We start from the raw sequence: 19,166 nt of genomic DNA, 5'->3' as shown, positions 1-19,166 counted from the left end.
TAACCTCAGACACCATTCACAGCGTCAATTTGGCGCGGCTTCTAGCCAGAAGTTACCAAAAAGTCAACACACGCCCTGTTTTCTCGCGGGGGCGGGACGCGTCGGCCGCAACAGACCGAACTCCTCAGAAGCCCGCGACCTTCGCGAGCGCCCGCTTTTCCCGCCGGCGCTGGACGGAAGAAGCGATATTCATGGCTTCACGATACTTCGCGACCGTTCTGCGGGCAAGCTCCACCCCACTCCCCTTTAGGATGTCCACGATATCATCATCTGAGAGTACGGCGTCGGGGCTTTCCTGCGCTATAAGTGCGCGGATCTTGTGACGAACGGCTTCCGCCGAATGGCTGTCACCGCCTTCCACTGCGCTGATCGACACCGTGAAGAAGTATTTGAGCTCGAACAGGCCGCGTGGCGTCAGCATGTACTTGTTCGACGTTACTCGGCTGACGGTCGATTCATGCATCTTGATGGCGTCGGCCACGGTCTTCAGATTGAGCGGACGCAGGTGATCGACACCATGGAGCAGGAAGGCATCCTGCTGGCGGACGATTTCGGTCGCCACCTTCATGATCGTCTTGGCGCGCTGATCCAGGCTGCGCGTCAGCCAGTTGGCGGTCTGCAGGCACTCCGACAGGAAAGCGTGGTCATCCCCGATCTTGTTGACCTTGGCGAAATAGGCCTGGTTGACGAGCACGCGGGGCAGCGTATCCGGGTTAAGCTCCACCAGCCAGCTGCCGTCGGCGCTCGGCCGCACGACGACGTCGGGCATGATCGCCTCCGACACCGCCGTCTCGAAGCCGCTGCCCGGCTTGGGGTTGAGCTGGCGGATCTCGCTCAGCATGTCGAGCAAATCTTCTTCATCGACACCGCAAAGCCGCTTCAGCGTCGCGAAGTCGCGACGGGCGAGCAATTCGAGATTACCGACGAAGGCCTGCATGGCCGGATCGAGGCGATCCTTCTGGCGCAGCTGGATCGCCAGGCATTCGGACAGATTGCGGGCGAAGACGCCGGGCGGATCGAGCGTCTGCAGCGCGGCCAAAACCCGCTCAACATCAACAGCGCCGGCACCCAGCCGTTCGGCTGCTTCGGCGAGATCGGCATGGAGATAGCCTGCCTCGTCGAGCTGGTCGGCGAGGTATTGGCCGATCAGCTGGTCGGCCATATCGGGCAGGACGAACGGCATCTGCTGGGCGAGATGATCGCGCAGCGAGACCTGGCCGGCGACGAAATCGTCGAGGTCGTAGCCGTCGGCACCGCCCTCGCCGCCACCCGGCATCGACTTCCACTGGCTGATCAATTCGGGAGCGTCGGCGCGCTGCGGCACGCCGTCATCAGGGAAGACGTTGGCATAGTTGGCGTCGAGTTCGTCGCTCATGCGGCCAGCGCCGGCGCCATCGGCACGGTCGGACCAATCGCCGGACATCACCTCTGAGCGGCTGTCGTAATCTTCGTCGAAGCTCTGTTCTTCGGCCTGGCGGGAATGGCCATCGTCGTCATCGCCGGCGCGATCGCTGCCTGTTTCGGCGTCATTTGACGGAAACTCAAGCAGCGGGTTCTTTTCGACTTCCTGGGCGATGAACTGGTTGAGCTCGAAGTGCGTCATCTGAAGCAGCTGGATGGACTGCATCAGCTGTGGTGTCATCACCAGCGATTGGCTTTGGCGCAGGTATAAATTGGCCGAAAGTGCCATGATGGACGCAAAACTCCCGCTCGTTCCTCCGGGAAACAGTGTCCTATAACGGGGCCAAGACTACTGAAATCCAAGTTGGCCCAAAAATTGCTTTTTTATTCTATTTGGTCAAGCGGAAGTATGCGGGAAGGTGAATTTCCGCTGCGGGAGCCCCGCGATTACAGGGGTGAGCTATCAGAGGCTGAAGTTGTCGCCGAGATAAAGCCTGCGGACTTCGGCATTGTTAACAATGTCGTTTGCCCGGCCATGCGTCAACACTTCGCCCGCATGGATGATATAGGCACGGTCGATTAGCCCGAGCGTCTCGCGCACATTGTGGTCGGTGATCAAGACACCGATGCCGCGTGCCGTCAGGTGATGGACGAGGTTCTGGATGTCGGAAACCGAGATCGGATCGACGCCCGCGAAGGGTTCGTCGAGCAGCATGAATGTCGGGTCGGTCGCCAATGCGCGGGCGATTTCCAGACGGCGGCGCTCACCACCGGACAGGGAGACGGCAGCACTCTTGCGCAGCTTGCGAATGTGGAACTCGTCGAGCAGCTCGTCGAGCTTCTTCTCGCGCTGCGCCTTGTCCTTCACATGCACTTCGAGAACGGCGCGGATGTTTTCCTCGACCGTCAGCCCGCGAAAGATCGAGGCTTCCTGCGGCAGATAGCCGACGCCGAGGCGCGAGCGGCGATACATCGGCATCGACGTCACGTCGTTGCCGTCGATCTCGATCGTGCCTTCATCGACAGGGACAAGGCCCGTGATCATGTAGAAACAGGTCGTCTTGCCGGCGCCGTTCGGGCCGAGTAGGCCGACGGCCTCGCCACGACGCACGACCAGTGACACGCCGTTGACGACGCGCCGGGTGCTGTACGTCTTCGTCAGACCGCGCGCGATCAGGGTTCCCTGATAGCGACTCTTGTCAACGGCGCCATCTGCGGCGGCCTGTTGCCCGGTCTTGCCGAACATATTCGATAGCGAGAATAATTTCACGTGGCAGCCGAGGTCAGTTCTTTTTCTGGGATTGCGGATCGAGCTGGATCTGGACGCGGCCCCCGCAGCTGTCCAACTGTGCCTGACCCGTTTCCATGTGCACCGTCAGCTGGCAGCCGGTGAAGACGTTGCCGCCGTCGGTCAGAACAACCTTGTCGCCCTTCAGGATAAAGAGCTGCTTTGCCATGTCGAACGAACCGTTATCGGCGGTCGCGGTCTGCGTGCCAGAGGTGAGGTACACCTTGTTCGTCACGATGATGTGGTCGATGTCGGTGTTGCCCGACGAGATCGAGGATGCAGGCGTCGTGGTTTCAGACGCCTTGGTCGCGGGCGCAGCGCCATCGGCTGCAGCCTTTGCCTTGTAGAAGACGGTCATGTGGCCGGCCTGCAGCGTGGTCGTTCCCTGAACGACCTTCACGTTGCCGGTGAAGTCGGCGGTATGATCCTGGTCATGGATCTCGAGCTTGTCGCTTTCGATCTGGATCGGCTGATCCTTGTTGAGCTTCAGTCCGCTCATCTGGCTGGTCGTCGCCTGCGCCATCGCGGCTCCGGCCAACAGCAGGAGTGCAAGCGCACCGTTCGTGAATACTGCGCCCGCCTTGCGGGTAGAAATGCGACAATCTTTTGCCATGGTGACCCGGGTTAAGTGCCCTGTTTGCGGATAGCGGTGGGGTTCACATTCATTCGAACGTTCCCCTCGAATGTGATCGTCCGTCCCTTATCTGTCATCTTGAGCGAGCGCGCAACAACCGATGCGCCATCTTTTTTGATGTCGACAGGGTCGCTGGTTGTAAGCTTTCCGCCTTTCACATCGACCTGCGCGGTCTGGAATTTGGCGGTCATGCCGTCGCTCATGTTGATGACGAAGGGAGACGTGATGTTCAGATTGTCGGTCGCGCGGTCGTAATCGGCGGTCGTCGCCTCGACGCGGGCGACCAGATCGTCCTTGACCGGAACCACCGCCTTGACGGTTTCGAGCGAGATCAGGTTCGGATTCTTGATGTCCTGCAGCGCCCGTTCGGCGAGCATCGAATAGTTGATCCCGGAAGCGTTGCGGCCAGCGATCGCCGGCTTCAGCATCACGACCTTGCCGTTTTCGATCTTGGCGCCTTCGATCTTGATGTTCTCGGGCAGATAGGTGCGGATCACGGAGACGCCGATAAAGGCGAGCGACACGATCACGGCGGCGACCGGCAGCAGAACCTTCAGCCGGCGAACGCGGGCGGAGTGAAACCGCGCGGCGCCATAGGCACTTTGCGCGGGCTTCGCATAGGCAGCCTGTCCGCCATTATCCAAGGTGTTGAGCATTCGTTCGGTCCGTGTCGATGATAGGACGGCGTATATAGGGAGCGCTTTCGCCCGATCACAGTTCGTTTCGCATTATTACACTGACTTGCCAATATGGATTTTTTTCTGCAACAAGCAAGAAAACCGCAAAACCAATCGACACAGCGTTAACGCATATCTATGCACTCTACGTAAGAAGAGTTGCGTCAGACTTGCCGACCGGAGGAATAAATGGACAGCTCCATGATCGCAGATCGCCGCAGGCTGCGCCGCAAGGTCGGCTTCTGGCGCGTGGTGGCGGTACTGCTTCTTCTCGCGCTTGCGCTTGCTTTCTACGGCTTTCTGTTCGCCGACAATGCAAACCGGCGCCCGCACGTCGCACATGTGACGATCTCCGGCCTGATCACCGACGACAGCGAATTGCTCGAGCGGCTTGCCAAGATCAAGGACGAAGACGCGGTGAAGGCGCTGGTCGTCTCCATTTCCTCGCCCGGCGGCACGACCTATGGCGGCGAGCGGATCTTTAAGGCGATCCGGGCGATCGCCGCCAAGAAGCCGGTGGTCTCCGATGTCCGCACACTTGCGGCCTCCGCCGGCTACATGATCGCGACAGCAGGCGACACGATCATCGCCGGCGACAGCTCGATCACCGGCTCGATCGGCGTCATCTTCCAGTATCCGCAGGTCAAGCCGCTGCTCGACAAGATCGGCGTCTCGATGGAGGAGATCAAATCCTCGCCGCTGAAGGCCGAGCCCTCGCCCTTCCATCCGGCGAGCGACGAGGCCAAGGCGATGATCAACAACATGATCGTCGACAGCTATGCCTGGTTCGTCGACCTTGTGGCCGATCGCCGCAAGCTGCCGCGCAAAGACGTGCTGAAACTCGCCGACGGTACCATCTTCACCGGGCGCCAGGCGCTGAAGATGAAGCTCATCGACCAGCTCGGCGGCGACGACGAAATCCGCGCCTATCTGGCCACCAAGAACGTCAGCAAGGACCTGCCCGAGATCGATTGGAACAAGAAGAGCAGCACGCCGTTCCTGCTTGCAGGCGCGGCCTCGCAGATCCTGACAGTTCTCGGTTACGGCGATCTCGCCAGAAGCCAGGACCTTACGGGAATTCTGCCGCAGAAGTTGCTTCTTGACGGGCTCGTTTCAGTTTGGCAGGTTGGCCATGATTGATAAGAAATCAATAATTTAAGGGGGCCACCGTGATCAAGTCCGAGCTGGTGCAGATAGTTGCGGCTCGCAACCCGCATCTTTACCATCGCGATGTGGAAAATATCGTGAACGCGGTTCTCGACGAGATCACCGATGCGCTGGCGGCGGGCAACCGCGTCGAGCTGCGCGGTTTCGGCGCCTTTTCCGTCAAGAACCGTCCATCGCGCTCGGGCCGCAACCCGCGCACCGGCGACACGGTGTTCGTCGAGGAGAAGTGGGTCCCCTTCTTCAAGACCGGCAAGGAGCTGCGCGAGCGGCTGAACCCGGGACAGGCCGATCAGGACGACTGATCGCCGCCTTCAGGCCCGCCTGCGGCGAAACCGCACTTGAACTTCACGAGGTCTTTTCTATCCTGTGGCTGAAAGAACGCGCCGCTCATCTATGAGCGTGCGTGAGCATATGGAGGCCTGCGATGGCGAAGAAGATTATCAACCTCCTGATCTTGCTGCCTCTCGGCATCATCCTGATCATTTTTTGCGTGGCCAACCGCCAGAGCGTGACGCTGGCGTTCAATCCGTTCCGGCCGGAGGATCAGGTGCTGTCGCTCTCGGCGCCGTTCTTCGTGTTCCTCTTCATCGCACTGATCATCGGCATGTTCGCCGGCTCGGCGGTGACCTGGATGAACCAGGGCAAGCATCGCAAGCGCGCCCGCAGCGAAGCCAAGGAAGCTGTGCGCTGGCAGGGTGAAGCCGACCGCCACAAGGCACGCTCGGAAGAAATCGCCGGACAGCTGCCGTCGCGGTGAGACTTCAGGCTTTTAAGCCTTCCCTGACATAAATGCGCGCGGCGATTTCGGCTTGCCAAGCCCTTGCACCGCGCCATCTGTCTTCATAGCTATGTCCAAAGAACCCGCTGCGCCCTTCTCCCAAAGCAGTTTCACTGCCTCAGCGCGTCGCTTCATGAGGATGAAACCATGAACACAGATCAGATCCTGAAATCGGTCGTCGCCGTCCGCGGCATCATTCCCGATGACGCGTACACTGCCGATACGCTTGGCACCCGGCGCGAGGGTAGCGGCGTGGTCATCAAGGACAGCGGTCTGGTACTGACGATCGGCTATCTGATCACCGAGGCCGAGGAAGTGTGGCTCACCGCCCATGACGGACGGGTGGTGGCGGCGCATCCGCTCGGTTACGACCAGGAAACGGGCTTTGGCCTGTTGCAGGCGCTTGGCCCCCTCAACCTGCCGGCGCTGGAATTCGGCGACACCACCTTGGCCGAGCTTGGGCAATCGGTGACGCTGATCGACGGGATCGGCGAGTTCGTCGATGCCAAGATCGTCGCCAAGCAGGAATTCGCCGGCTATTGGGAATATCTGCTCGATGAAGCGATCTTCACCACGCCCGCACACCCCTCCTGGGGCGGCGCGGCATTGGTCGATGGCGACGGCAAGCTGATCGGCATCGGTTCGCTGCGACTGCAGATGAGCCAGGGTGGCGAGGTGGCTGATATCAACATGATCGTGCCGATCAACCTCCTGACACCGATCATCGACGACCTGACCACGCGCGGGCAGGTCAACAAGCCGGCACGCCCCTGGCTTGGCGCGTTCTCGGCCGAAAGCAACGGCGACGTGATCGTCATGAGCGTCGCGGAGGGTAGCCCGGCGGATCAGGCCGGGCTGAAACGCGGTGACGTCATCTCGGAAATCCGCGACGGCGAGGTCGATGGGCTGGCCGATTTCTACCGCAAGATCTGGAGCAGCGGCCCCGCCGGCGCCGAGATCCCCATGCGTATCCTCAGAGACGGCCGCGAGGCGTGGCTGCGCGTGCGCTCGGCCGATCGCAACAGCTTCCTGCGCAAGCCGCAGATGCAGTGAGGCGATCAGCGCTCGGGGAAGAAGGTCATCTCTTCGTATTCGCCTTCACGCGATGAGCCCTTGCCTGTGACCACGAACCCCCGGGCGCGATAGAAGGCCTTGGCGTGTTCGTTGCGGTCGAGGCACTTCAGCCGGTAGGCCTTGTCCGGCCAGTAGGGCAGCGCTTTCAGGAGAGCCTGGCCGATGCCGAGGCCGCGATACTGTTTCCTGATATAGAGCATGTGGATGAAGTCATCCGGCGACCACAGCGTCATGAAGCCCGCGATCTCGCCATCCGGCATCTCGGCAAGCCACAGAAGTTCGCCCTGCGTGTGTGCGTGAAAATCCTCGTGGCGGAAAACCTGCGGGTCGACCCAGGTGAAGGTATCGCGACGCACCGCGAGATAGATATCCGCGAGTTCTTCCAGGTCGGCCTTTTCTGGCGATCGGATGGTCCACTGCATGGTTATGGATGTAGCCGAGACGGGATGGGCTGCCAATTACCTCGTTGGACGGCAGCGGCCTTTTATTCGGCTGCCTTGGCGCTGACCGCCGCGTTGAAATCGGAAAAGAACCGTTGCGCGAGCTTCTGCGACGAGGAATCGATCAGCTTGGCGCCAAGCTGGGCGATCTTGCCGCCGACATCGGCGCCGGCGCGATAATGCAGGATGGTTTCGCCGCCATCATCCTCCAGCGTCACATCGGCCGATCCCCTGGCAAAGCCGGCGATGCTGCCCTTGCCTTCGGCAGACAGCGTATAGCTCGAGGGCGCATCGATGTTGGACACGCGGATTTCGCCGGTGAAGGTCAGCGGCACCATGCCGATCTTGACCCGGATCGTGGCGACGAGTTCGTTCGGACCCGTAAACTCCAGCGATTGGCAGCCGGGGATGCATCCCTTGAGGATATCGGGATCGTTGAGGCCGGCCCACACGGCATCGCGCGGCGCGGTGATCCGCTCTTGTCCGACGAAGTCCATCACAATCCTCCCATTTTCACCTTGTCGAACATATCGCGGCGGGAAAGCGCTTTGCCAAGGTGAAAATGGGATGCTATTTGCACGGGCTCTATCAAATTCAGCACGCGGAACACCACGTTGAGACAAAAAGAACGCCGGCCGGGCCAGAAATCCGGCACGGGCCCCGCCAGTGGACGACGCGGCGACGAGCGCGGCAACAGCCGCCCGCCGAAGCCCGCGAACAGACCCGCAGCGCCGCAACAGGCCGCACGCGAGCCCGCGGCACTGGAGCGCCCATTGATGGAGCGCACCGGTGAACGGCCGCCCGAGCGCGTACCGATCATCCTCGAATCCCTCGGCGCCGGCGATTTTCACCTGATCGACAGCGGCAATGGGGAAAAGCTCGAGCAGTACGGCCCCTACCGGATCATTCGCCCGGAAGGACAGGCGCTGTGGAAGCCATCGCTTCCGAAACATGTCTGGGACAAGGTCGATGCGGCCTTTACCGGCGATACCGATGAAGAAGGCACCGGCCGCTGGCGGTTTCCCAAGGAAGCGCTGGGCGAGACCTGGCCGCTCAACCTTCTCGGCGTCGATTTCCTCGGCCGCTTTACCTCGTTTCGCCATGTCGGCGTGTTTCCCGAGCAGATCGTTCACTGGACGTGGATGAAACAGCAGGTGGAAGCCGCGGGCCGGCCGCTGAAGGTGCTGAACCTCTTCGGTTACACCGGCGTTGCCTCGCTTGTCGCGGCCGCCGCCGGCGCCGAGGTCACGCATGTCGATGCCTCGAAGAAGGCGATCGGCTGGGCGCGCGAGAACCAGGCGATGAGCGGGCTTGAAAAAGCGCCGATCCGCTGGATCTGCGAAGACGCGATGAAGTTCATCCTGCGCGAGGAACGCCGCGGCAACACATACGACATCATTCTGACCGATCCGCCGAAGTTCGGCCGCGGTCCGAATGGCGAAGTCTGGCATCTGTTCGAGCACCTGCCCGTGATGCTCGACATCTGCCGCGAGATCCTGTCGCCGAAGGCTGTCGGCCTCGTGCTGACGGCCTATTCGATCCGCGCCAGCTTCTATTCCATCCACGAGCTGATGCGCGAGACGATGCGCGGAGCCGGCGGCGTGGTCGAATCCGGAGAGCTGGTGATCCGCGAAGCCGGGCTTGATGGCAACACGCCGGGCCGCGCGCTCTCCACATCCCTCTTTTCCCGCTGGGTGCCGAAATGAGCCACGAACACCGCGACAACGGTCCGCGCAGGGTCGGCCAGGTGAAGGAAGTCACCTCGCTTGCCAATCCCATCATCAAGGACATCAAGGCGCTCAGCGACAAGAAGACCCGCGAGCAGAGCGGCACCTTCATGGCCGAGGGCCTCAAACTCGTCATCGACGCGATCGAGCTTGGCTGGACCATCCGCACGCTGGTCTACGCCAAGGCCGCCAAGGGCAAGCCGCTAGTCGAGCAGATGGCGGCAAAGACCGTCGCTTCCGGCGGGCTGGTGCTCGAGGTCAGCGAAAAGGTTCTCTCCTCGATCACCCGTCGCGACAATCCGCAGATGGTGGTCGGCGTTTTCGAAAACCGCTGGAAGCCGCTCCGCGACATTCGCCCGGCCAAGGGCGAGACGTGGATCGCGCTCGACCGGGTGCGTGACCCAGGCAATCTCGGCACGATCATCCGCACCGCCGATGCGGCCGGCGCATCCGGCGTCATTCTGGTCGGCGAGACGACCGATCCGTTTTCGCTCGAGACCGTACGGGCAACGATGGGCTCGGTCTTCGCCATGCCCGTGTCGCGCGCAACGCCCGAGGAATTCATCGCCTGGAAGAAGCAGGCGGGCGTGTTCCTGGTCGCCACGCATCTGGCCGGTTCCGTCGATTACCGCACGATCGACTACAAGGCGAAGCCAGTCGTCATCCTGATGGGCAACGAGCAATCCGGCCTGCCGGAGCAACTTGCGCGCGAAGCCGACGCGCTTGCCCGCATTCCGCAGCAGGGCCTTGCGGATTCGCTCAATCTGGCCGTTGCCAGCGCCGTCATGATGTTCGAGGCACGCCGCCACCTTCTCTCACTCACCGAGGCCAAATGACCGATCAGACGCTAGACCGCCCGACGCTGTTTTCGCGCCCGCTGCCGATCCTGATCTTCGTCGTTCTTGCCGTGGTGCTCGACCAGATCATCAAGATCGTGGTCGATCATACGCTGCCTTTGCAGGAGGCCGTGCACGTCATCCCGATGCTGGCGCTCTACCGCACCTATAATCTCGGCGTCGCCTTCTCGATGCTGTCAGGCATGGACGGCTGGTTCATCGTCGGCATGCGGCTGATCATCGTCGCTTTCGTGCTCTGGCTCTGGCACCGCACGGGCAAGCAGCGCACCTTCGCCCATCTCGGCTACGCACTGATCATTTCAGGCGCGCTCGGCAATCTCCTCGACCGTTTCCTTTATGGACACGTGATCGATTACATCCTGTTCTATACCGAGACATGGTCGTTCGCGGTTTTCAACTTGGCCGATAGTTTCATCACCATCGGCGCGGGATGCGTGATTTTGGACGAGCTATTGCAACCCAAGACCGCCGATAAGTAAAATCTTAGCGGTTTACTGAAGGCATTTAGAATAGCCGGCGTGCTAATTTGAACCTATGGTCGGACTGGGTCAGTTACACGAGAAGCTTGCCGCCGCCTTCGGCGCGCCTGCCGCTCATCCTCAAGATGAGCAGGCCGCGATCCCGGCTGACATGTCCCCTGCTACCCCTGAACACAGCCCCGTCGTCGCGCCCTCCGCGCGCAAGCTGATCTCCTACTGGCTCGGCGGCGCCGGCATTTTCTCCGCCATCCTCCTGCTCGCGCTCGGCTATATGGGCGGCCTGCTCTGGGTCGCGATCGGCATCGGCGCGCTGGTGCTTGCCGCGATCGTCTGCTTCGCCGTTCTCTCCACGCGCCGACATCACATCAAGGCGCGCGCCGGCGACGACGCCTTGCGCGGCGGAAGCGATGCCGCACTGTTCGCCAGCATCCACGACGCGCTCGGCGACATCACCGTGACCCGCACGATGGATCGGCGGATCGTTGCCGCAAACGACATGTTCCGCAGGCTGACCGGGCGGTTAAACCCGATCGGCCAGACCTGCGAGGAGATCGGCATCGCCTTTCGTCCCGGCACCGAACCGCATCGCTACGATGTCGAGATGTCGACGCCCGAGGGCCAGCGCATCTTCTTCTGGCGCGATGTGGTGACCCGCAACCCCTCGGACGGAAAGCTTTTGCTGCACAGCATCGCCCGCGACGTGACCGCCGATCGCATCGCTGCCCAGGAGCGCGAAGAGGCTCGCCAGAAAGCGGAGTTGAACAGCGCCTCGAAATCGCGGCTGCTTGCGACCGTCAGCCACGAGCTGCGCACGCCGCTATCAGGCATTCTCGGCATGACGCATCTTCTGACCGAGACGCGGATGACGCAGGAGCAGGACAATTACCTCACCGGCATCCGCCAGTCCGGCCATGCGCTGACGCAACTGGTCGAGGATCTCTTGGACTTCTCGACCATCGAGGTCGGGCGCTTCCAGCTGCGCCCGCGCTCGGAATCGGTGCGCAAGCTCTTGGAGAGCGTCGTCGAGATGCTCGCTCACCGCGCCCATGAGAAGGGCATCGAGATCGGCTCGACCGTATCGTCGGATGTTCCCGAACTGATGAATTTCGACGCGGCGCGTCTGCGCCAGGTCTTGTTCAACGTCATCGGCAATGCGGTGAAATTCACCCAGGTCGGCGGCGTGTTCATTCGCGTGTCGCTGCAGGATGGCGAGCTTGCGATCACGGTTACCGACACCGGCCCCGGGATGACCGAGGAAGAACAGGCGCGTGTCTTCGGCGAATACGAGCAGGCGGGCACCATGGTGGAGAAGAGCAACGGCACGGGCCTTGGCCTTGCCATCTCGGCGCGTATCATGCGCGAGTTCGGCGGCGCGCTGACGGTCGCCAGCGAAAAGGGCACCGGCACGGAGTTCTGCATCCGCTTCCGTACTGAAGGAGACGAAGAGCCCGTGGCCCGCCGCGACACGCTGCTTTCGGGCAATCTCGTCGTGCTCCTGGCGCCGGCGGGTGCCGCGCGCATGGCGATTTCCGAGACCATCCGCACGCTCGGCGGCCAGTGCCACTTCGTCGAGGACGGCGAGACGGCGCGCTGGATCCTGCTCGACATGGCGGCCAACGGACGGCGTCCGACCGACATCATCGTCGACCACCGCATGTCTGCGGAATTCGCCGCACACCTCGCCGACCGGACGGATATCGCAGCCCTTGGCCTGCGCAAGATCTTCCTGGTCAACCCGGAAGAGCGCAACGCCCATTCGCTCGATCTCTTCGACGCCTGGCTGATCCGGCCGCTGCGCGAACAGTCGCTGATCGACGTCTTGCGCGGGCGCATGCGCGGCATGGAAAAGCGCGACGCGCTCAACGACAACCAGCCCGGTTTCAGCCCCGGCATCCCGGAGGCCGGCATTCAGAGCGGGCTGAAGATCGTGCTTGCGGAAGACGATCCGATCAACGCCATGCTGATCCGCGCCATGCTGGAAAAAGCCGGCCACAGCGTGCAGCATGTCGAACACTTCGAGGCGCTGCTCGATGCGGCGCTGGCGGAAGGAAGCGTGCGGCCGGATATCGTCATCAGCGATCTTTCCATGCCCGGCGGCGACGGGATCGAAATGATTGGCCGGCTACGTGGCCATGAGCGCCGGCTTGAGGTTCCCTCGGTGCCGATCATCGTTCTCACCGCCGACAAACGCGATGAATCGCGTCGTCAAGTCTTGCTGAACGGGGCAAACCGCGTCATGCTGAAACCCATAGACCCCATACGGCTACTGACGGAAGTTCAGGCTGTCGCCGCGCTTTCGGCACGCCGCGCAGAAGCACTGTAGCTCTACCGCCACCCATGTGTTTCTTGCGTATCTGGGGTTTAAAATGTCACTTTGCTGTCGCATATAAGTGTTTTATGGCGTCCTAAAGCCGGCAATGAAAGATTCGTCATGTCCGTAGATATCTGCAACCGTGACACCCTCGTCGAGGCTCTTCCCCCTGCGCGGAAAGCCGAACAGATCGAGAGCGACGTGTTCGGCCGGATCGGCAATCTCGAGACACGCCTTGCCCGTACGCCTGGCGAAATCGATGCCGCGCAGTCCGTGCGCTACCGTGTTTTCGTGGACGAGATGAAGGCCGAACTTCCCGCCGAAGCGATGCGCCGCAAGCGCGATTTCGACGCTTACGACGACTTTTGCGACCACCTGCTGGTGCTCGATCGCTCGATCGAGGGCGACAGCGAGGATCAGATCGTCGGCACCTACCGCCTGCTGCGGCAGGAGGTGGCGATGGCCAATGGCGGCTTTTACTCGGCTTCCGAATTCGACATCGACACGCTGATCGCGCGCCATCCGGATAAGCGTTTCATGGAGCTCGGCCGCTCCTGCGTGCTGCCGGACTACCGCACCAAGCGCATCGTCGAGCTTCTCTGGCAGGGCAACTGGGCCTATGCGCTGAAGCACGGCATGAGCGCGATGTTCGGCTGCGCCTCCTTCCCCGGCATTCACCCGGAACAGCATGCGCTGGCGCTCTCCTTCCTCCGCCACAACGTCGCGGCAAAGGACGAGTGGGCCGTCGACGCGCTGCCGCATCTCGCCCGCGACATGGACCTGATGCCGGTCGAAGCCGTCAATCCGAAGCGCGCGCTGATGGCCCTGCCGCCGCTGATCAAGGGCTACCTGCGCCTCGGCGCCATGGTCGGCTCCACCGCCGTTGTCGACAAGGCGTTCAACACGACGGATGTGCTGATCGTTCTGCCGATCGCGAGCATTTCGGATCGGTATGTGAATTATTACGGTGCCGATGCCGGGCGGTTTGCCAGCTGATTGGCATAGCTAATCTTTAGCCTTTCGCCGTGTAGCCCCCTCATCCGACCCTTCGGGCCACCTTCTCCCCGCTGGGGAGAAGGGAGAGATTGGGGCGAGCGGCCCGCCACACACCCCTTCTCCCCAGCGGGGAGAAGATGGCGGCAGCCAGATGAGGGGGCCACACGGCACGCCCTCACCCATAGCCACCTCACCCCACAATCAACTCACGACCCCGTATAAGCCGCAATCGCGGCCATGTTGACGATGTCGCTGTCCTTCGCTCCCATCGAGGTGATCTGCACCGCCTTGTCGACGCCGACGAGGATGGGGCCGATGACGGTCGAGCCGCCGAGTTCCTGCAGCATCTTGGTGGAGATCGAGGCGGAGTGGAACGCCGGCATGACCAGCACGTTGGCGGGGCCAGACAGGCGGCAGAAGGGGTATTGCTCCATCGCCTTGCGGTTCAGCGCCACGTCCGCCGCCATCTCGCCGTCATACTCGAAATCCACATGGCGACGGTCGAGAATGGCGACGGCTTCACGGACGCGCTCGGAGCGCTCGCCGGAGGGGTGGCCGAAGGTCGAGTAGGCGAGCATGGCGACGCGGGGATTATAGCCCATGCGGCGGGCGAAGCCGGCGGCCTCGACCGCGATATCGGCCAGCTCCTCGGCGGACGGCATGTCGTGGACCGCCGTGTCGGCCACGAAGACGGTGCGGCCGCGGCAGAGCGCGATCGAGACGCCGATCACCCGGTGGCCGGGCTTCTCGTCGATGCAGCGGCGGACATCCTCGAGCGCCGTCGAGTAGTTGCGGGTGATGCCCGTCACCATGCCATCGGCATCGCCGAGCGCCACCATGCAGGCCGCGAAGTGGTTGCGGTCGTTGTGGATCAAGCGCTGAGCATCGCGGTGCAGATAGCCTTTGCGCTGCAGTCGGGCGTAGAGATAGTCGATATAGGCTTCCACCCGGGTCGAGATGCGGGCGTTGACGATCTCGAGGCCCGGGCGATTGAGATCGATGCCGGCACGCTCTGCCGTCGCATGGATCAGATCCTCGCGGCCGAGCAGGATGGCGGTGCCGAGTTCCTGATTGGCGTAGGACATGGCGGCGCGCATGACCTGTTCTTCCTCCGCTTCCGCAAACACCACGCGTTTCGGACGACGGCGGACACGTTCGTAGAGGCTCGCCAGCGTCGAGGCGATCGGATCGCGACGCGCCGACAGTTCACGGGCATAGCCCGCCATATCCGTGATCACCCGGCGGGCAACGCCGCTGTCGATCGCAGCCTGTGCGACGGCCACGGGAATGGCGGAGATCAGGCGCGGATCGAAGGGGACCGGGATGATGTATTGCGGCCCGAAGCGCGGACGGTTGCCCTGGTAGGCGGCGGCCACATCGTCGGGAACGTCTTCGCGGGCAAGGCTCGCCAACGCTCTGACGGCCGCGATCTTCATCTCGTCGTTGATCGTCGTGGCGCGGACATCCAGCGCGCCGCGGAAGATATAGGGGAAGCCCAGGACGTTGTTGACCTGGTTCGGATAGTCCGAGCGTCCGGTCGCCATGATCGCGTCATCGCGGATGCCGGCCACTTCCTCGGGCGTGATCTCGGGATCGGGATTGGCCATGGCGAAGATGATCGGGCGATCGGCCATGGAGAGGATCATATCCTTCGAGAAGGCGCCCTTCTGCGAAAGGCCGAAGACGACGTCGGCGCCCTTCATCGCCTCTTCCAGCGTGCGCGCCTTGGTCTTGACCGCATGCGCCGACTTCCACTGGTTCATGCCCTCGGTGCGGCCCTGGTAGATGACGCCCTTGGTGTCGCAGAGGACGATATTCTCGGGCGCGAAGCCCATCGCTTTGATGAGCTCGACGCAGGCAATCGCAGCCGCACCGGCGCCGTTGCAGACCAGCTTGGTGGTCTTCAGATCGCGGCCGGTCAGCTCCAGCGCATTGATCAGGCCGGCGGCGGCGATGATCGCGGTGCCGTGCTGGTCGTCGTGAAAGACCGGAATGTCCATCAGCTCGCGCAGGCGCTGCTCGATGATGAAACAATCCGGCGCCTTGATGTCCTCAAGGTTGATGCCGCCGAAGGAGGGGCCGAGGAAACGGACGCAATTGATGAACTCGTCGACATTTTCGGTATCGACCTCAAGATCGATACTGTCGACATCGGCGAAGCGCTTGAAGAGGACGGACTTGCCCTCCATGACAGGCTTCGACGCCAGCGCGCCGAGATTGCCGAGGCCGAGAATGGCCGTGCCGTTGGAGATGACGGCGACCATGTTGCCGCGCGTCGTGTAGTCGTAGGCACTTTCCGGGTTGGCGGCGATCGCCTTGACCGGCACCGCGACACCCGGCGAATAGGCAAGCGACAGATCGCGCTGCGTCGCCATCGGCTTGGTCGGTGTGATCTCCAGCTTTCCAGGTCGGCCCATGGCATGAAACTCAAGGGCTTCGTTGTCGGTGACTGATGTGACCGGCCGCGGCTTCTTCTCGGTATCGGGCATTTTTCCTCCAACGTCTTGTGGGTGACGCCTTGCTCTTCCTCAATGGCGGTTGTCATGTATAGCGGCGGGCGGATAGGGTTGGCACCTCTTTTTTGGGATGAACCGAACCTCCGTGAACGATCGAATGACCTTGAGACACGAAGCCTTTTCGGCTGCCGAGCTTGCAACGGAAGAGAGCCGCGCCTCGGCCACGCCGATGATGGAGCAGTTCATCGAGATCAAGGCGAACAATCCGGATTCGCTTTTGTTCTACCGCATGGGCGATTTCTACGAGCTGTTCTTCGAGGACGCGCTCGATGCATCGCGCGCGCTCGGGATCACGCTGACCAAGCGCGGCCAGCACATGGGGCAGGATATCCCGATGTGCGGCGTGCCGGTTCATGCGGCCGACGATTATCTGCAGAAGCTGATCGGGCTCGGTTTCCGCGTGGCGGTCTGCGAGCAGGTCGAGGACCCAGCGGAAGCCAAGAAGCGCGGCAGCAAGTCGGTGGTCAAGCGCGACGTCGTGCGCCTGGTGACGCCGGGAACGATCACCGAGGAGAAGCTGCTTTCGCCCTCGGAATCGAATTATCTCATGGCGCTGACCCGCATTCGCGGCGCCTCCGAGCCGTTGATGGCGCTTGCCTGGATCGATATTTCCACCGGCGTTTTCCGTCTGGCGGAGACCGAGGCGTCGCGGCTGCTGGCCGATATCCTGAGGATCGATCCGCGCGAGCTGATCGTGCCGGACACGATGTTCCACGATCCGGAGCTGAAGCCGGTGTTCGACGTGCTTGGTCGCACCGCCGTGCCGCAGCCATCGGTGCTGTTCGACAGCGCCACGGCGGAAGGGCGGATCGCGCGCTATTTTGGCGTCTCGACGCTCGATGGCTTCGGCACCTTCTCGCGCTCGGAGCTTGCGGCGGCGGCAGCGGCCGTCGCATACGTCGAGAAGACGCAGATCGCCGAACGGCCGCCGCTCGGCAAGCCGGAGCGCGAAAGCGCTGCCTCGACGCTCTTCATCGACCCGGCGACTCGCGCCAATCTCGAGCTCGCGCGCACGCTTTCCGGCGACCGCAACGGCTCGCTCTTGAAAGCCATCGACCGCACCGTGACCGGCGGCGGCGCGCGGTTGCTCGCCGAACGCCTGATGTCGCCGCTCACCGATCCGGTGCGGATCAACGCGCGGCTGGATTCGATCGGCTTCCTGATCGAGGAGCCCTCGCTTTCGGGCGACCTGCGCGATCTTCTGAAGCATGTGCCCGACATGCCCCGCGCCCTATCGCGCCTGGCGCTTGAGCGCGGCGGTCCGCGCGATCTGGCGGCGATCCGGCAGGGGCTGAACGCCGCCACCGACGTGGCGCGGCTGCTCGAAACCGCGATGCTGCCCGAGGAACTGGCCGACGCGCTGGCTGGACTGGTAGCCCTACCCTATCAGGTGGCGGCACTTCTCAGCGAAACACTCGGCGACGAGCTGCCGCTTTTGAAGCGCGACGGCGGTTTCCTTCGCGACGGGGCCAATCCGGAGCTGGATGAGGTGCGTGCGCTGCGCGACCAATCGCGCCGGGTGATTGCCGGGCTACAGCTGCAATATGCCGACGAGACCGGCATCAAGTCGCTCAAGATCAAGCACAACAATGTGCTCGGCTATTTCATCGAGGTGACGGCGGGCAATGCCGGGCCGATGACCGATACGCCGGAAGCCAAGGCGCGGTTCATCCATCGCCAGACGATGGCGAACGCCATGCGCTTCACCACCACCGAGCTTGCCGATCTCGAAAGCCGCATCGCCAACGCCGCCGACCAGGCGCTGTCGATCGAGCTTGCTGCCTTCGACCGCATGAGCGCGGCTGTCGTGGCCGAGGCCGAAACCATCAAGGCCGGCGCGCGGGCGCTTGCCGTCATCGACGTTGCCGCGGGGCTTGCGCTGCTTGCCGACGAGCAGGCCTATTGCCGGCCGCTGGTCGATGGCTCGACCATGTTCGCCATCGAGGGCGGGCGGCATCCCGTGGTCGAGCAGGCGCTGCGCCGCCAGTCCACTGGCCCGTTCGTTGCCAATAATTGCGACCTGTCGCCCGAGGGAGACGGCAAGGATGGCGCGATCTGGCTTTTGACCGGCCCGAACATGGGCGGTAAGTCGACCTTCCTGCGCCAGAACGCGCTGATCGCCATTCTCGCGCAGATGGGCTGCTTCGTGCCGGCGACCTCGGCGCATATCGGCATTGTCGACCGCCTGTTTTCGCGCGTCGGCGCTTCCGACGATCTGGCGCGCGGGCGCTCGACCTTCATGGTCGAGATGGTGGAGACCGCAGCGATCCTCAACCAGGCGACCAGCCGCTCGCTGGTCATCCTCGACGAGATCGGGCGCGGCACCGCCACCTTCGACGGCCTGTCGATCGCCTGGGCATCGGTCGAGCATCTGCATGAAGCCAACCGCTGCCGCGGGCTGTTTGCCACGCACTTCCACGAATTGACGGTGCTCTCGGAGAAGCTGGCGCGGCTTTCCAACGCGACGATGCGCGTGAAGGAATGGGACGGCGACGTGATCTTCCTGCACGAAGTGGGCCCTGGTGCCGCCGACCGCTCCTACGGTATTCAGGTGGCGCGGCTTGCCGGCCTTCCCGCCTCTGTCGTTGCCCGCGCCCGCGATGTGCTGACGCGGCTCGAAGACGCCGACCGCAAGAACCCGGCGAGCCAGCTGATCGACGACCTGCCGCTGTTCCAGGTGGCGGTGCGGCGCGAGGACGTGGCGCGCGGACCTTCGAAGGTCGACGAAGCGCTGAAGAACATGAGCCTAGACGACATGACGCCGCGCGAGGCGCTGGACGCGCTCTACGACCTCAAGAAGAAGCTGAAGCAGGGGTAAGCG

General features: G+C 62.7%; 17 protein-coding genes. 10 read left to right on the top strand and 7 right to left on the bottom strand.

The window, feature by feature from the left end; genetic code table 11:
- Positions 1-124: 124 nt before the first annotated feature.
- The 4 genes from rpoN to lptC form a co-directional block, all read right to left on the bottom strand.
- Positions 125-1,690, bottom strand: a complete 1,566-nt coding sequence (gene rpoN, locus QTL96_RS17360; RefSeq protein WP_289728558.1) for an RNA polymerase factor sigma-54 — start codon at positions 1,688-1,690, stop codon at positions 125-127.
- A gap of 174 nt (positions 1,691-1,864) precedes the next feature.
- Entirely contained in the window at positions 1,865-2,647 is a 783-nt protein-coding gene (gene lptB / locus QTL96_RS17355) for an LPS export ABC transporter ATP-binding protein (protein WP_289728557.1), read from the bottom strand.
- Between the two features lie 37 nt (positions 2,648-2,684).
- The gene (locus QTL96_RS17350; RefSeq protein ID WP_113196593.1) at positions 2,685-3,302 is read right to left on the bottom strand and encodes an LptA/OstA family protein; all 618 of its coding nucleotides are present in this window, start codon (positions 3,300-3,302) and stop codon (positions 2,685-2,687) included.
- 11 nt (positions 3,303-3,313) lie between these two features.
- Entirely contained in the window at positions 3,314-3,979 is a 666-nt protein-coding gene (gene lptC, locus QTL96_RS17345) for an LPS export ABC transporter periplasmic protein LptC (protein WP_018898215.1), read from the bottom strand.
- Between the two features lie 210 nt (positions 3,980-4,189).
- Between lptC and sppA the strand changes: the two genes are divergently transcribed.
- The 4 genes from sppA (at position 4,190) to QTL96_RS17325 (ending at position 6,998) form a co-directional block, all read left to right on the top strand.
- Complete coding sequence (gene sppA / locus QTL96_RS17340; RefSeq protein ID WP_289728556.1) at positions 4,190-5,140, top strand: signal peptide peptidase SppA; 951 nt, start codon at positions 4,190-4,192, stop codon at positions 5,138-5,140.
- A 29-nt stretch (positions 5,141-5,169) separates the two neighbouring features.
- A complete protein-coding gene (locus QTL96_RS17335; RefSeq protein WP_018898213.1) occupies positions 5,170-5,469 on the top strand; it encodes an integration host factor subunit beta in 300 nt (99 codons plus the stop codon).
- 122 nt (positions 5,470-5,591) lie between these two features.
- Positions 5,592-5,924 carry a LapA family protein gene (locus QTL96_RS17330; protein WP_018898212.1) on the top strand — a complete coding sequence of 111 codons (333 nt, stop codon included), beginning with the start codon at positions 5,592-5,594 and terminating at the stop codon, positions 5,922-5,924.
- A 168-nt stretch (positions 5,925-6,092) separates the two neighbouring features.
- The gene (locus QTL96_RS17325; RefSeq protein WP_289728555.1) at positions 6,093-6,998 is read left to right on the top strand and encodes a S1C family serine protease; all 906 of its coding nucleotides are present in this window, start codon (positions 6,093-6,095) and stop codon (positions 6,996-6,998) included.
- Positions 6,999-7,003: 5 nt separating this feature from the next.
- Here QTL96_RS17325 and QTL96_RS17320 read toward each other — a convergent pair whose 3' ends face one another.
- Positions 7,004-7,441, bottom strand: coding sequence for a GNAT family N-acetyltransferase (locus tag QTL96_RS17320; RefSeq protein ID WP_289728554.1), 438 nt, complete (start codon positions 7,439-7,441; stop codon positions 7,004-7,006).
- 62 nt (positions 7,442-7,503) lie between these two features.
- Positions 7,504-7,956, bottom strand: coding sequence for a carbon monoxide dehydrogenase subunit G (locus tag QTL96_RS17315; RefSeq protein ID WP_047507081.1), 453 nt, complete (start codon positions 7,954-7,956; stop codon positions 7,504-7,506).
- Between the two features lie 117 nt (positions 7,957-8,073).
- Between QTL96_RS17315 and QTL96_RS17310 the strand changes: the two genes are divergently transcribed.
- The 5 genes from QTL96_RS17310 to QTL96_RS17290 all read left to right on the top strand — a co-directional run bounded on the left by QTL96_RS17310 (position 8,074) and on the right by QTL96_RS17290 (position 13,829).
- Complete coding sequence (locus QTL96_RS17310; RefSeq protein ID WP_289728553.1) at positions 8,074-9,165, top strand: class I SAM-dependent methyltransferase; 1,092 nt, start codon at positions 8,074-8,076, stop codon at positions 9,163-9,165.
- A complete protein-coding gene (locus QTL96_RS17305; protein ID WP_289728552.1) occupies positions 9,162-10,022 on the top strand; it encodes an RNA methyltransferase in 861 nt (286 codons plus the stop codon). The genes QTL96_RS17310 and QTL96_RS17305 overlap by 4 nt, the downstream gene beginning before the upstream one ends.
- Positions 10,019-10,522 carry a signal peptidase II gene (gene lspA, locus QTL96_RS17300; protein WP_047507075.1) on the top strand — a complete coding sequence of 168 codons (504 nt, stop codon included), beginning with the start codon at positions 10,019-10,021 and terminating at the stop codon, positions 10,520-10,522. Before QTL96_RS17305 ends, lspA begins: the two co-directional genes overlap by 4 nt.
- Positions 10,523-10,577: 55 nt before the next feature.
- A complete protein-coding gene (locus QTL96_RS17295) occupies positions 10,578-12,845 on the top strand; it encodes an ATP-binding protein (RefSeq protein WP_289728551.1) in 2,268 nt (755 codons plus the stop codon).
- A gap of 108 nt (positions 12,846-12,953) precedes the next feature.
- Positions 12,954-13,829, top strand: a complete 876-nt coding sequence (locus tag QTL96_RS17290) for a GNAT family N-acetyltransferase (protein ID WP_289728550.1) — start codon at positions 12,954-12,956, stop codon at positions 13,827-13,829.
- 206 nt (positions 13,830-14,035) lie between these two features.
- On the opposite strand, the gene QTL96_RS17285 is transcribed toward QTL96_RS17290, so the two are convergent.
- Positions 14,036-16,318: an NADP-dependent malic enzyme gene (locus QTL96_RS17285; protein WP_289728549.1), complete on the bottom strand. Its 2,283-nt coding sequence runs from the start codon at positions 16,316-16,318 to the stop codon at positions 14,036-14,038.
- Between the two features lie 112 nt (positions 16,319-16,430).
- Between QTL96_RS17285 and mutS the strand changes: the two genes are divergently transcribed.
- Positions 16,431-19,163: a DNA mismatch repair protein MutS gene (gene mutS / locus QTL96_RS17280; RefSeq protein ID WP_289728548.1), complete on the top strand. Its 2,733-nt coding sequence runs from the start codon at positions 16,431-16,433 to the stop codon at positions 19,161-19,163.
- Positions 19,164-19,166 lie beyond the last annotated feature (3 nt).

Source organism: Rhizobium sp. S163 (assembly GCF_030380805.1).
Lineage (GTDB): Bacteria > Pseudomonadota > Alphaproteobacteria > Rhizobiales > Rhizobiaceae > Rhizobium.
The sequence above is the reverse complement of the archived record's forward strand: the minus strand, read 5'-3'. Positions and strand labels throughout refer to the sequence as shown.